Below are 13,665 nucleotides of genomic sequence, written 5' to 3'. Positions count from 1 at the left end.
GCAGCGCAGGAATGGTGCCGGCTAGAGTCGGCGGCGAATGGCCACCGAGCGCAGCACGCTGGTGCCCATCATGAGAAACGCCGCGGGCAGGGCGATCATGGAGATCCAGTTGAAGCCGGGCCACGGTGTGCCGCCAGCCCACTTGCTGATCAAGACAACTATCAGCGCGATCAAGGCAATCACTGCCATGGCCATGGCCGCGTAGTTGAACATCTGCCAGCCACGGCTCACTGTTTGCGGGGCGGAAAAGTGGGGGTTCATGAACATAACGCTAACAGCGGACAGTTGGGGCGCAAAGCCGCGGTGACGGGGTCAACACGGTAATGTAAGGGTGCGTGTTGCTACACGTTCTGTCACCGTAGGTACCGGCCATCACAAATTACGGCCCGAAGTACTGCGAAAAGCCCTCGCACAGGCACAGAATGTGATTTCCACCGACAAAACTTTTTAAGGGGTAAGCAAGTGCCTATCGGCAAAGTGAAGTGGTACGACAACGAAAAAGGCTTCGGCATCATTGCTGCCGATGACGGTCGCGAGGTTTTCCTGCGCGCCAATGCGCTGCCGGCGGATGCGGGTGAGATCAAGCCCGGAACGCGGATGGAATTTGGTGTAGCCGACGGCCGCAAAGGTGCCCAAGCCATGGCTGCAAAGATCTTGGACCGCAGCGCCTCGGTGGCCAAGGCCAAGCGCATGCCAGCCCGCGACCTTGCCCCGATTGTGCAGGACCTGGTTTCCTTGCTGGAGCACTCTGTAGGATCACTGACCAACGGCAAGTATCCTGATGGTGACGCGAGCAAGATTGCCGCAGCGTTGCGCAAGGTTGCCGACAACTTCGACGCATAACGGTGCCCACCATGACCGAATTTTCTGGCGAATCAGACGCCTCAGCTGTTCCGGAAGCAACGCAGCGCCCGGGTGTTCCCCTCTGGCGTGTGGGGAAGCCTGACGCTTTCCTGGCCGCAGATGTGGCAACCGCGCGTGAGGCTGTGCGGAGCATTGCCAACGACACTGACATTGGCAGGCATCTCGGTGCCCGCAGTGAAGGTGTCCGCTGCGTGACGCATTTGTTTGAATCCCTGCTGCCCGGATACGGCGGCTGGGTTTGGTTTGCCACGCTGGCCAGGGTTTCCCGCGGCAAGGCCTCCACGGTCAATGAAGTGGGGATGCTTCCCACCAATGATTCCGTTCTGGCGCCCCCGTGGGTGCCCTGGTCCGAGCGGGTGCGCCCCGAGGACCAGCCCGCTCCTGAGGAGGAGCATGGCCTGGTTGAACCGGCCGACGCCGAGGCTGACGCTGATTCCGAGGCTGACGCTGACGACGACGGTGATGAGTCTCCTGCGGACGACGGCGCGCCCGGCGAGACTGACGCCGACGAGCAGAACTAGAGACATGTAGTGCTAAAGAAGCCCCACCAGCTACTGGTGGGGCTTCTTTCATCTGATGTCTGCGAGGGGTCGGAGAGGCTCGGCCCTAGCGTGGTTTGTGCGGACGTTGGCGGCGTTCCCTTGCCGTTTCATGCCAAACGAATAAGGCAAAAAGTCACAGAGTGGAACTCGTGGACAACTAAAACGCACAAACATAGGATGTTATCCATGACAAAATATGGATGTGAGCCGGGTCACTCAACGGTGACGCCGGCAAGGTTGCGGGGCTGGGGCGCCGGAGTGATTGTTTTTGGCCTGGGTGCCGCGCTGGCTGCGGGGGCCATGCCGGCCATTGCCAATGAGGTGAATGCGCCAACAGTTGCCACGCCGTGGGCGGCAGGCACTGCGCTTCCTGCCACAGGACTGAGTTCTCAAACCGTTGGCTTCCACGCCAATCAGCCAGTGGCTTTGGATCAGGCGGCACTGCCCAAGCACGCCGCCAACCGTCTGATTGTTGACGTCACCACCTTCGGGGCCGACCCCACGGGTGTGAAGGACTCGGCCAAGGCGGTCAATGACGCGATTGTGCACGCCAAGAGCTTGCACAAGCCAACCACCATTCTTTTCCCCTGTGGCGTCTACTCCATGTATCCGGAGAATGCTCCGAAGCGTGAACTCTACGTTTCCAACACGGTTGGCGCCGACCAAAACTACAAAACAAAGTCCATCGGCCTGCTGATCGAGGACATGGAAGATGTGATTGTGGAGGGCATGGGCTCGCAGCTCACCTTCCATGGCAGCCAAACCGAATTTGCCAACATTCGCTCCACTGACGTCACCATCCAAAACCTGGACACTGACTGGTACGCCGCCGGAACCCTGGACCTGCCCGTTGTGGGCAGTGGTGTTGCCGACGGTTTCGGGTACCGGGACATCCAGGTCCCCGTGGGTGTCAACGTCGCCATCAATGGCGCAACAGCCACTTTCAATGGTGAAAACAGTCCCGCAACAGGCCTGCCGTACTGGACACATGCACCCTCGGGAGCCACCGGCGGACACAACCAGACCCGGGACCTCGCCACAGGCCAGACCCTGCGCACGGGAGTTCAGCTGTGGAACAACTCGCGGGCCGTTACCGATCTTGGCAACGGTGTGTACCGGGTCAGTTACAACAACGCAGCCGACCCGGGCGGCACCGGCAAGGCGTACGAGATCCGCAAGACCACCCGTGACACTCCTGGTGGGCTGATCTGGGAATCCCAGCGCACGGCCCTGAAGAACATGAAACTGCACTACCTGCATGGATTTGGCATTGTGGGCCAGTTCAGCAAGGACGTGGCTCTGGATGCGATCACGCTGCGCACAGACTTTGGCACGGGCCGCCAAACAGCCGCCTTTGCCGACTTCATCCAGATGTCAGGCATTGCCGGCAAGGTGCAGATCACCAACTCACTCTTTGACAACCCGCACGACGATCCCATCAACATCCACGGCACCTACGTTGAGGTCAAGGCCGTGGACCGGGCGGCCAAGACCGTCACCTTGCAATACATGCACAATGAGACGGCCGGTTTCCCGCAGTTCTATGCAGGAGATGAACTGCGCTTCGTCAAAAAGGCCACCATGCTGCCCGAGGGTGCCACCACCTTCAAGGTGGCCAGCGTTGACGGCCCCACCGGCAAGGACTCCACCAAGAACCTGACGCAGATGACTGTGACTCTCGACGGCGAGCTCCCGACAAATCTGGCGGCGAGCCAGTTCGTGGCCGAGAACCTCACCTACACGCCCGAGGTGTACATTGCCGGCAACACGTTCCAGTCGGTGCCCACCCGGGGCATCCTGGTGACCACCCCTCGTGAGGTGCTCATTGAACGCAATGTGTTCGACCAGATGGGCATGGCCAGCATTTACATTTCTGCCGATGCGGCCTCGTGGTACGAATCCAGCGGAGTGGACAATGTAAACATCCGCAACAATGTCTTTGACCGCCCCAGCACGGGCTCCGCGACCATCTTTGTGGATCCCACCAACAGCCAGAGCGAAGCCGGCAAGGCAGTCCATCACGGCATCAACATTGCGGGGAACCGCTTCTCGGTGCTCCCCGGCGGCCAGCTGGTCAGCGCAAAGTCGGTGTCCGGGCTGGACTTCACCGCAAACACCGTCAATCACTATGCGCCCACCAATCCCGTCTCGGTGAGCTCGTCCAAGGCGTTGTTCAATTTCAGTTCCAGTGCTGACATCGACATTGCGGGGAACACGTATGAAAAGGGCTTCAACCTGCGGGCCAACACCTCCGGCATGGATGCCGCAGAGGTTAGAGGTACGCCGGATGCGATTGTGAACAATGGCGACAACATCACCCCGCTGGGCAATCCGGCGTCGCCCCTGGCCACCGGTATGGGTTGGGTGCGCGAAGATGTCTCCAAATGGACGGCCGTGGACAAGAACACGGTGACACTTAAGGCAGGCTCCAGCGGCCTGTGGGCTACGCAGAACGCTGCTGTGAACATCCTGCGCCAGAATGCGCCCCTGGTGGGTGACGCCACCATGGTGGTCAAGATGAGCGGCGCCACCGCGTCCCAGTACGAAGAAGCCGGGCTGATTCTCTACTCCGACGATGACAACTATGTTGCCCTGCAGCGCAAGCATGCCAACGGTTCGCCCGTGCTGGCACTGGTCACGGAAACCGGTGGCAGCCCCAATGAAAACACCAAGGTGGCGGCTCCGGCTGCTGCTGACGTGTGGTTGAAGCTGGTCCGCGCAGGCAACCAGTACACGGCCAGCTACTCCACCGACAATGTCACTTTCACCACCATCGGGACCGTCACCAATGCAACGGTGACCAACGGCAAAACAGGCATCCTGGCTGTTGGCGCCAGCAGCGCAAACGCGCCGTTCACGTTCACTGACCTGTTGGTGAACACCGTGGCCCAGCCGTTCTTTGAGCAGGTGAACGCGCCGGAACCGGCAAAGTTGGTGGCGGGCCTGGCGGCCCCCGTGTGGACTGGTGTGCAGTTTGCTGCGCCCAGTTCGCCGCTGGCCGCGCTGGCGTCCGTGCCCGCAGCCACCAAGTCTGTTTCAACGAAGTTCACGGCAGCCGATGCCTCCACCGGCCTGCAGGTGCAATTCAATGACAAGGTTGCCACAGCCGGCTCAGGAGGTGCCTACACCTTCAATCTGCTGCCCGGGGCCAACGTGGTCCAGGTCCAAACCATGGGCAGCGACGGCGTCTCCTCGCAAACCTACCGTTGGGTCATTTCCCGTCAAGGTGCGCTGAACAAGCCGGGCGCCAACTTGGTCTGTGCACCGGTTGTGGTGCCCACAACGCCGCCAGCTACTGTGCCACCAACTACTGCGCCACCAACAACTGTTGCGCCCACCACCGCACCTCCGACGCTGCCGCCGGTGACGACGGCCCCGCCGACAACGACCAGCCCGTCCGTCACTCCGCCTGCAACGACCGCTCCGGCCACTGTTGCGCCGTCCGGTTCAGTGGACGCGGAAACGGTCTCTGCCGGTGGCGAGCTGACGGTGACCGGCAAGAACTTCAAGCCGGGCACAACAGCCACGTTCACGCTGCATTCGAACCCGGTGGTTTTGGGAACGGCCGTGGTTGCAGCTGATGGAACGGTGTCCCTGACTGCCACGGTGCCGGCCAATGCTCTTGCTGGTGCCCACACCGTGGTCATCACAGGAACCGGCATCAACGGTGAGGCGGCCAAGGTCAGCATCGCCGTGACAGTTGCCGGCGGCACTGCCACGGGCGAGGCAACAACCGCTGCGGCAAAGACGGCCGCCGCGGCAGCGGATGACCTGGCCAGCACGGGAGCCAGCGGCTCCGTGGTGGGCGGGCTCGCCGTCGCCCTTGTCCTGGGCGGTCTGGTCCTGTTCTGGACTACCCGACGGAGGGCAGCCAACCACTAGGTCTGCATGGCGCTTGGGGAGGGTTCGCAGGCGGGCACAAGGGAGGCGGCTTCCGCAGGGGAAGCCGCCTCCTTGATATGCCTGGTGATGCGTGGAGCTAAATGTTTTCGATCACGTAGTCAATGCACTTGGTCAGTGCCGTGATGTCTTCGGGGTCGATGGCTACAAAGGTGGCGATGCGCAGCTGGTTGCGGCCAAGCTTGCGGTACGGCTCGGTGTCCACAATGCCGTTGGCGCGCAGCACCTTGGCCACGGCTGCGGCGTCCACTGACTCGTCGAAGTCGATCGTGACAATGACGTTGGAGCGGTCGTCCGGGTTCACCACGAACGGGGAGGCGATGGGGGAGGACTCGGCCCAGGAGTAGAGGCGGCCGGCGGAGTCGGCGGTGCGTGCCGAGGCGAAGTCGATGCCGCCGTTGGCGTTGAGCCACTGGACCTGGTTGTTCAGGGTGACCAGGGTGGAGAGCGCAGGCGTGTTGTACGTCTGGTTCAACAAGGAGTTGTCAATGGCTGTCGTCAGGTTCAGGAAGTCAGGAACCCAGCGGTTGGACGCGCCGATGCGGGCGGCGCGTTCCAGCGCAGCGGGGGAGAACAGCGCCAGCCAAATGCCGCCGTCGGAGGCGAAATTCTTTTGCGGGGCGAAGTAGTAAACGTCGCTCTCACGCACATCCACTGCCAAACCACCCGCGGCGGAGGTGGCATCCACCAGCACCAGCGCGCCGTCGTCAGCACCTGCAACGCGCTTGACGGGAGCGGCAACACCCGTGGAGGTTTCATTCTGCGGCCAGGCGTAGGTGTCCACGCCAGCCTCGGCAACAGCCACCGGCCGGGTGCCGGGGGCCGAGGTGATGATGGAGGATGCGTCAAGGAACGGCGCATTGTTGGTGGCGGAGGCAAACTTGGAGCCGAACTCGCCGAAGGAGAGGTGCTGGGCCTTGTTCTCCACCAGGCCAAACGCTGCAACGTCCCAGAACGCCGTGGAGCCGCCAACACCCAGGATGACCTCGTAGTCGTCAGGGGCGCCAAAGAAGTCCTTCAGGCCGCTGCGCACATCGCCCACAAGGTTCTTGACGGGCGCCTGACGGTGGGAGGTGCCCAGGAGCGTTCCGCCAGCCTCGGAGAGTGCAGCAATCTGCTCGGGGCGAACCTTGGAGGGGCCGGCGCCAAAACGCCCGTCGGCCGGGCGCAGATTGGCGGGAATGGTGAGGGGCGTGGATTCGCTCACAAGTTGCTCCAAAAAATTAAAAGATGGAAGTTGGTTTAAGACCCAAGGGCTGTTGCCAATTCTGCCGTAGAACTTCGCTCAGCGGAAAAATGCTGACATGTACTGAACAAACCGCCCACCCATGGCCGTTCCCCGTGCACCCATGACTGGCGCGCAGCTGCCCCAGGTTTCCTTCCGTAGCGCCACTCAGGCTAACGTAGAGATGAAAAGGCTTTGCCCAAAATCTCACCCAACAACAGGAGGATACTGCCGTGGCCGATCTGATTGACACGACCGAAATGTATTTGCGGACCATCCTGGAGTTGGAAGAAGAGAACATTGTGGCCCTGCGGGCACGCATTGCCGAACGCCTGCACCACTCAGGTCCCACAGTTTCCCAAACCATTGGACGCATGGAACGTGACGGCCTGGTGATCGTCTCCGGTGATCGGCACCTGGAACTGACCCCTGCCGGCCGGGACAAAGCCACCCGCGTGATGCGTAAACACCGGCTTGCTGAGAGGCTGCTCTCCGATGTGATCGGGTTGGACTGGGCCTACGTCCATGAGGAAGCCTGCCGCTGGGAACACGTCATGAGCGAGCGGGTGGAACAGCGCTTGTTTGACCTCCTGGGCCGGCCCGAAGAATCCCCCTATGGCAATCCCATTCCCGGGCTTGAAGAACTTGGCGGGGAGATCTCGCCCTTGTTTGCCGCGGGACTCGTCACACTGGTTGAGGCCATGAGCAGTTACTCCCCGGAGCAGCAAGTGATCATCCACCGGCTTTCTGAGCGCATCCAGGTGGATCCGGAATTGTTGGTCCAGCTTGACGAAGGCGGGCTGCGCCCGGGCGCACAGATTTCCTTGGCCCAGGTCGGGGAGTACATTTCGGTCCGCGTGCCGGGGATCGAAGGGGCGTTGGAACTGCCGCCCGAGGTGGCTTCCCATATTTTCGTCTCCATGAGTTGACTCACAGTTATTGATAACTAAGGTAACGGAATTATTACGTTTACCGCTCGTACCGTATAGTAATAAACAGGCGCTGTAATCAAAGCGTTACCGTTGGGCGACACCGAACCTTGCCTTCGCACAACGGACAGCAATCATTTAGGCAAGGGCGGGGGAACCACTTTCGGCAGGCTTGCAGCCTGCCTTGGGGTGAAGCCCGTCATCGAAAACACAGCAAACTATTCGCTGACACTGTCCTTTTGGGCAGTGCCTTGGATAGATCTGTGTCTCGAGGCTGGGCCGGATCAAAAGTTTCACTCTCTGATCCGAATCCGACAGCTAACTCCGCAGGTGCATCAAAGAGAGGTTTTTAGTGTCAGAAGATAAGCAGCGGGGACGCCGTCGGGCGTCGTCGCCGGCTACTCATGAGCTCGTAGTTATGACCGGCAGCCGCCGCGAAGCACTTGCCGTTGAGCGCGCCAATTCATCATCGAGCGTTTCCGTAGCCGCTTTGCTGCGTGCCGGAGCCGCCAGCGGCGCAGGCCAAAAAATGGGCGTCGCCATGGCCGCCACGGGCTTGGTCCTGGCCGTCACCTTGCCCTCGGCCCAGGCGGTTGACCAGCAGCCGATGGAACCGGAATTTGCCGCTTCGGCGCAGACTCTGGTCAGTGCATCCGCTGATATCCCGATCACTTTTGCGGCCCCGGAAATTGGCAGCAAATTGAACCCCGATGGCCAGCTGAAGGAAACGTTGCAGGTCAACGCCTCCAACGTCGCCCCCGCCGCCTCCAAGGGAACGCTGTCAGCGCCGCTGAAAGTCTTGGCTCCAAGCTCTCCCTTTGGTGACCGCGTAAGCCCCATCACAGGCCAGATTGATGAACACCACACCGGCCAGGACTTCGCTGTTGCGAGCGGCACCGAAGTGCTTGCGGCCGCCGGCGGAACCGTTACCTTTTCGGGCTGGCACACCTACGGTGGCGGCAACAGGGTAGTGGTGGACCACGGCAACGGGCTCTCAACCTCCTACAACCACATGAGTAGCAATTCAGTCAAGGTTGGCCAAAAGGTTGAGCGGGGCGAATTGGTGGGCATCAGCGGCTCCACCGGTGCATCGACCGGCCCCCACCTGCACTTCGAGGTTATCGTCAACGACGAAACTGTCGATCCCATGGGCTGGCTTTAATTCATTCACAGGCAACTTTTGATTACGACTTAGTCACACGACCGTGACCTGAACGTGACATTGCCAAAAATCTGTTGTAACGTCGTAATCGCGCCAACTTCGAATCAAGCGGGCGTCCATGAGTGGATTGCCTAGCTCTGCCACTGCTCGTGGTCCGTTCGTATCAATCGTCTGGCAGGGGCGGGGGAACCAATAATCGGGCTTCGCATTTATTGCAGAAGTCCTTGGGGTGAAGCCGCGAAGCGTTAAACCACGCATAAGAAATGTTTCTTTGTGTGCGCCATAACGTGGAGCGGCCGGGTGACTCCCATCCGAATCCGACAGCTTACCTCGCAGGCATTGGGAGAGGAAACCTTCTTGGCTTCAAATACTGCCCTTGGGCGCCACCGCGCCGAGGTTGTTAAGTCCAGCCCGATCTCCACCCTCACGAAAGCCGTCAGCTTCAACGTCGGCGGGGTTGGTCGTCAGGCGGCTGTTATCGCAGCTGCATCAGGTTTGGTACTTACATCCGGTATCGCAGCAAACGCGGCTACTCCCACGGTGGAGCGCGCTTCTGACGGTGCCACTACGCTGAACATGAAGACGGAACTTGCGTCCGCCATCACAGCAGCTTCCACGGTGAAGATCTCCTTCGCCACCCCCGCAATCACCTCCACCCCGGCCCCTGTTGTTGAGGCTCCGGTAGTTGTAGAGGCAAAGAGCAGCGACGTTGTTGCAGCACCAGTTGTAGAAGAGGCAGTGGCACCCGCCGCAGCACCGGTTGCAACGGTAACCACAACGGCCCCTGCAGCACAGCCTGTTACCCAGAGCGGGATTGGCGCAACCATTGCCAGCGCCGCCTTGGCTCAGATTGGCGTTGCCCAGGACTGCACAGCACTTGCCAGCAACTCCTTGGCTGCCGCTGGAATTAACTTCCACGACTGGCCCGCTGGCTACTTGAGCTTGGGTCGTACGGTTTCCGCAGCCGAAGCTCAGCCCGGTGACTTGATTTACTATGCAGATGGCGGCATGGGCATGGCCCACATCGCTGTTTACATTGGCAACGGCCAGGCCGTACACGGTGGATGGGGCGGCGGCATGACCGCTGTCTTCTCCGCCAACGTCGGTTCAGGCCCCGTTTTCATCGCCATGGGTCACTAAGAACTTTTTATACCCAATAAACCCCGTCCTTGGACGGGGTTTATTGCTTTAAACGCCGCGCGCCAGCCCGTGAGGCTCCGTTGGTGCGCGGTAGCATGGCCACATGCTGACTTTGACCCCACACCCATGCAGGCAGTGATTTTGGCCGGTGGGCTCTCCCGGCGTCTGGGTGGTGTGCCCAAGGCAGGTCTCCTCGTGGAAGGCAGCACGTTGCTGGCCCGCACAGTTGCGGCTGCGGCGGCGGTGATCGCCGCCCAGGAAGCGAGTCTGCAAACTGCGGGACGGATTCTTGACCCGGCCGCAGTGCAGGGTGAGGTGGGTGCCCAGGCCCGCATCGCCGTCGTAGGTCCCGTGGAGAGCATTGCCAGGTGGCTGGGAACAGTGGAACTGGGTGAGCTAGTGGTGGCCGTGCAGGAAGATCCGCCTTATGCCGGCCCTGCAGCGGGAATCGCTGCCGGATTGGCTGCCCTGCCACGCAGCGAGGACCCTGCAGAAAGGGTCCTGATTCTGGCGTGTGATATGCCTGCGGCTGCTGAGGTGGCCCAACTCCTGCTCGCAGCGGATGGCCTTGGGGCGGACAGCCCTGAAGCAGGCAGCGCTGCGCCACCACACGCCGTGCTAGCCGTGGACAACGGCCGGCTGCAGCCGCTGGCAGGAATCTACCCCGTGCGGCAGTTACTGGCTGCCGTTGATGCGGCGCGGGTGTCACAGCGGCTGGCGAACGCGTCCGTGCGCTCACTCATTGCTAGTGTGGCTATCAAGGAATGTGCTGTCCCTGCGGGAATCACCGCGGACATCGACACGTGGGATGACGCCCGCAGCCACGGCATTGCGGTGCCCGGCGGCGGACAGGAATGAGGAACCAGTTGGAAAATCAGGACCAGATTCTGCAGGCGTGGATGACCAAGCTGCAAGAAGCTTTTGAGATTGCCGACATTGAGGTGGACATCCAGGGCGTGTTGAATGTTGCCGGCGTGGCAGCGCACTCGATTGTTCGTCCTGCCGCACCCCTGACCACCTTTGTGGCAGGGTTGGCGGCAGGCTTGGCCGCAGGGTCCGGGCAGACGGATGAGGCCACGGCCATGAAGGCGGCCCTGGGGCTGGCCAAGTCCCTGGCAGCGGCAGAACGGGCCGAGCCTGCGCCCGGCACACCAGCTGAACAATAACCCCATGGATTCCACGCCGGCAGAAACGCCACGCATGTTGCCGCATACATGGGATGAGGCCAGGGCGCTTGCCTACGCGCTCCCCGAGGCGCTGCCGGCCCACCCTGTGCCACTGGCGGAGGCCATGGGCCGGATATTGTTAGGCGATCTGCAGGCACTGAACCCCATGCCCCACTACGCCTCATCCGCCATGGACGGATGGGCGGTTGCGGGCAGCCCGCCGTGGATCTTTGCCCAAGAGGGGCGCCGGCTCGTGGCCGGGCAGGCGATTCCCATTGTCACGGGCGGCTTGATCCCCGCCGGTGCCAAGGCTGTTTTACGCAGCGAGTCGGGCCAGGTTAAGAACGACGACGACGGCCTGCCAGTTTTGGTTCTTGGCTCCGAGTCCCGGCCTGGGGAACCCAAAAACGGCCAGCACATCCGCCCCGTGGCACAAGAGGCTGCCCTGGCTGAGGTTTTGATTAAATCCGGCACCACGCTGAACCCGGCCCACATTTCCCTGGCCGCCTTGGGCGGGTCTGATGAACTCCATGTTTTGGGCAAGCCGATGGTCAAGCTGGTGCTGACAGGCGACGAGGTGATCGCGTCCGGGATTCCGGAACCTGGCGCGGTACGCGACGCTTTTTCGCCGCTGTTGCCGGCCGTGGTGACTCTTTTGGGCGGCCAGGTGGTGGGTCTGGAGCGGGCCAACGACACCCTTGAGTCCGTCTTGGCGGCCCTGGAAGAATCGCCCGATAATCCCGCCGATGTCCTGATCACCACGGGGGCCACGGGAAACTCCTCAGCGGATTTTCTGCGCCGTGCCATTGCAGCAATGGGCGGCACCATCCACATCAACAGCATCGCCATGCGCCCAGGCCACCCCACCTTGCTGGCCGAGCTGCCCGACGGCCGCTTCCTGGTGGGCCTGCCCGGCAATCCCCTGGCGGCCATGGTGGCGCTGCTGAGTGTGGCCGCCCCCTTGCTGGCAAAACTGGGCAGCGCCCCCATGCCAGGCACCTTTGAGGTCCCCTGCGGTACACCCATCAAGGAGTTCCAGGGCCCCACCAGACTCATGCCGTACCGACTGGTGTACGGGCTGGCATCGCCGTGCGCGCACACGGACTCCGCCATGATGCGGGGCCTGGCCGCTGCCGACGGCATCATGGTGGTCCCGCCCCATGGGGCCAAAATGGGGGAGACCCTCACAGCTTTCGCGCTGCCATGGAAGTAGGGGCCGGGGACGCGGCGTCCTTGGACGCAGTCGCCGGAGAGGCTGCGGCCGGGGCACTTCGCCATGGTGACGTGAGCGGTCAGCCGGTTTCCTTCGGCTGCGCCGACGGGCGGGTGTTGCACGGGCATGAATTTGTGGTGCCCAGCGGTGTTGGTCAGCGCGGCACTGTTGTCATTGGCAGTGCCACAGGAGTGCTGGCCAACTATTACCACCGCTACGCAGCCTTCCTCGCGGCCCACGGCTTCGCCGCTGTCACCTTTGACTACAGGGGGATTGGCCAGTCCCGCGGCGGATCATTGCGCGGTCAAAACCAGCGCTGGTTTGAATGGGGGTCGGCGGACATTGATGCCGTACTGGCATGGGCCCTGGAGCGTTCACAGGGCTTGCCGGTGAACTTTGTGGGGCACAGCTTTGGCGGCGTTGGCGTGGGGTTGGCGGCAAGCGCCAGCAAGCTGTCCCGCATCCTGACGGTGGGCGGGCAGCACGCATACTGGCGTGACTTTAGCTTCCGGTACAAAATTGACCACGCCGTGCGGTGCCTAGTCACGGTGCCGCTGGTGGCCGTGGTTGGCTATTTTCCGGCCAAGCGCCTGGGCGTCATGGAGGATCTCCCGCGCGGCGTGGCCTTGGACTGGGCACGGTCCCACAAGGACTTTATTGCTGCGGCGCCCGCTGGCTCTGAACGTGATGCCCTGCGCGCGAACCAGTTGGCCGTTACGGCTCCCATCCTGGCCGTGGCGCCTCATGACGACCACTACGCCACCATGGCCGCCATGGAACGGGCCGTTGCATACACACCCAACAGCGCCGCCCGCATCATCCACCTGCGCCCGGAAGACTATGGGGAGTCCGCCATGGGCCATTTCGCCTTGTTCCACAGCAGATACAGGCACACGTTCTGGGAACAATCGCTGGGATGGCTCCGCGACGGAAGCTGGGCGTAGACGGGCAGGCGGGCAGTGCACCCCGCTCTCTCCCCAACGCTCGCGCAGTAGTGGGGCGTTTTTCCTCAACGCTATCGCAGCACGGAACTGAGCAACAGGCTGGTCTCACTGTTGACAACACCCGGGATGGAACGGATCTTGCCCAGAACCTTGTCAAAATCTGCCAGGTTTTCCGCACCCAACTCTGCCACCAGGTCCCAGGCACCATTGGTGGTGTGCAAAGCGCGGATCTCGGCCAGCCCCTTCAGCTGGCCGATGACCTGGTCTGTGGCCCTGCCTTCCACTTCTATGAGGGAGATGGCGCGAATGGCTAAAGGATCCAGCTCATCACGCACACGCACGGAGAAGCCAACCACAGTGCCGGAAGCCAGGAGCCTCTCAAGCCTGCTGTTGACGGTTGCCCGCGAAACGCCAAGCCGTCTTGCCAGGCCGGCCACGGGTTCTCGGCCGTTCTCACGAAGTGCTGACAGCAGTGCCCGGTCCAGATCATCAAGGGGGGTCATGCGCAAATTGTATAACGCGGTGCTACATTCTGTGCACAAACCATGCGGAATGTGAGTGATTTGCCCATTGAACATGC

13 protein-coding genes and 2 riboswitches are annotated in these 13,665 nt (G+C 61.8%); of the genes, 10 read left to right on the top strand and 3 right to left on the bottom strand.

Annotation, left to right across the window (positions count from 1 at the left end; all coding sequences use genetic code 11):
• Positions 1-21: 21 nt before the first annotated feature.
• The gene (locus CVS28_RS04705; RefSeq protein ID WP_133159051.1) at positions 22-261 is read right to left on the bottom strand and encodes a hypothetical protein; all 240 of its coding nucleotides are present in this window, start codon (positions 259-261) and stop codon (positions 22-24) included.
• Positions 262-462: 201 nt separating this feature from the next.
• On the opposite strand from CVS28_RS04705, the gene CVS28_RS04700 reads away from it, so the two are divergent.
• The 3 genes from CVS28_RS04700 to CVS28_RS04690 all read left to right on the top strand — a co-directional run bounded on the left by CVS28_RS04700 (position 463) and on the right by CVS28_RS04690 (position 5,288).
• On the top strand, positions 463-843 hold the full coding sequence (locus CVS28_RS04700) for a cold-shock protein (protein WP_103480814.1): 381 nt from the start codon (positions 463-465) through the stop codon (positions 841-843).
• Between the two features lie 11 nt (positions 844-854).
• On the top strand, positions 855-1,385 hold the full coding sequence (locus CVS28_RS04695; protein WP_103466193.1) for a DUF3027 domain-containing protein: 531 nt from the start codon (positions 855-857) through the stop codon (positions 1,383-1,385).
• Between the two features lie 207 nt (positions 1,386-1,592).
• Entirely contained in the window at positions 1,593-5,288 is a 3,696-nt protein-coding gene (locus CVS28_RS04690) for a beta-xylosidase family glycoside hydrolase (RefSeq protein ID WP_165788066.1), read from the top strand.
• A gap of 97 nt (positions 5,289-5,385) precedes the next feature.
• Here the strand turns inward: CVS28_RS04690 and serC are convergent, their stop codons facing one another.
• The gene (gene serC, locus CVS28_RS04685) at positions 5,386-6,513 is read right to left on the bottom strand and encodes a phosphoserine transaminase (protein ID WP_103480812.1); all 1,128 of its coding nucleotides are present in this window, start codon (positions 6,511-6,513) and stop codon (positions 5,386-5,388) included.
• Positions 6,514-6,764: 251 nt separating this feature from the next.
• Here serC and CVS28_RS04680 point away from each other — a divergent pair, with 251 nt between their 5' ends.
• The 7 genes from CVS28_RS04680 (at position 6,765) to CVS28_RS04650 (ending at position 13,085) form a co-directional block, all read left to right on the top strand.
• On the top strand, positions 6,765-7,460 hold the full coding sequence (locus CVS28_RS04680; RefSeq protein ID WP_103480811.1) for an iron-dependent transcriptional repressor DtxR: 696 nt from the start codon (positions 6,765-6,767) through the stop codon (positions 7,458-7,460).
• Between the two features lie 119 nt (positions 7,461-7,579).
• Positions 7,580-7,810: riboswitch (cyclic di-AMP (ydaO/yuaA leader) on the top strand.
• A gap of 68 nt (positions 7,811-7,878) precedes the next feature.
• Entirely contained in the window at positions 7,879-8,622 is a 744-nt protein-coding gene (locus tag CVS28_RS04675; RefSeq protein WP_103466092.1) for a M23 family metallopeptidase, read from the top strand.
• A gap of 151 nt (positions 8,623-8,773) precedes the next feature.
• Positions 8,774-8,975: riboswitch (cyclic di-AMP (ydaO/yuaA leader) on the top strand.
• Positions 8,976-8,979: 4 nt separating this feature from the next.
• Positions 8,980-9,762: an NlpC/P60 family protein gene (locus CVS28_RS04670; RefSeq protein WP_103466194.1), complete on the top strand. Its 783-nt coding sequence runs from the start codon at positions 8,980-8,982 to the stop codon at positions 9,760-9,762.
• 126 nt (positions 9,763-9,888) lie between these two features.
• Complete coding sequence (gene mobA, locus CVS28_RS04665; protein ID WP_103480810.1) at positions 9,889-10,620, top strand: molybdenum cofactor guanylyltransferase; 732 nt, start codon at positions 9,889-9,891, stop codon at positions 10,618-10,620.
• An 8-nt stretch (positions 10,621-10,628) separates the two neighbouring features.
• Entirely contained in the window at positions 10,629-10,928 is a 300-nt protein-coding gene (locus tag CVS28_RS04660; protein ID WP_103466094.1) for a DUF6457 domain-containing protein, read from the top strand.
• A 4-nt stretch (positions 10,929-10,932) separates the two neighbouring features.
• A complete protein-coding gene (locus CVS28_RS04655) occupies positions 10,933-12,141 on the top strand; it encodes a molybdopterin molybdotransferase MoeA (RefSeq protein WP_103480809.1) in 1,209 nt (402 codons plus the stop codon).
• The gene (locus CVS28_RS04650; protein ID WP_103466095.1) at positions 12,132-13,085 is read left to right on the top strand and encodes an alpha/beta hydrolase family protein; all 954 of its coding nucleotides are present in this window, start codon (positions 12,132-12,134) and stop codon (positions 13,083-13,085) included. The genes CVS28_RS04655 and CVS28_RS04650 overlap by 10 nt, the downstream gene beginning before the upstream one ends.
• A 71-nt stretch (positions 13,086-13,156) precedes the next feature.
• On the opposite strand, the gene CVS28_RS04645 is transcribed toward CVS28_RS04650, so the two are convergent.
• Positions 13,157-13,588, bottom strand: coding sequence for an Lrp/AsnC family transcriptional regulator (locus CVS28_RS04645; RefSeq protein WP_103480808.1), 432 nt, complete (start codon positions 13,586-13,588; stop codon positions 13,157-13,159).
• Positions 13,589-13,665: the final 77 nt, after the last annotated feature.

Origin of the sequence: Arthrobacter glacialis (genome assembly GCF_002909415.1) — a bacterium.
In the GTDB taxonomy this organism is placed as follows: Bacteria; Actinomycetota; Actinomycetes; order Actinomycetales; family Micrococcaceae; genus Specibacter; species Specibacter glacialis.
This window is presented reverse-complemented; position numbering and strand designations above follow the sequence as displayed.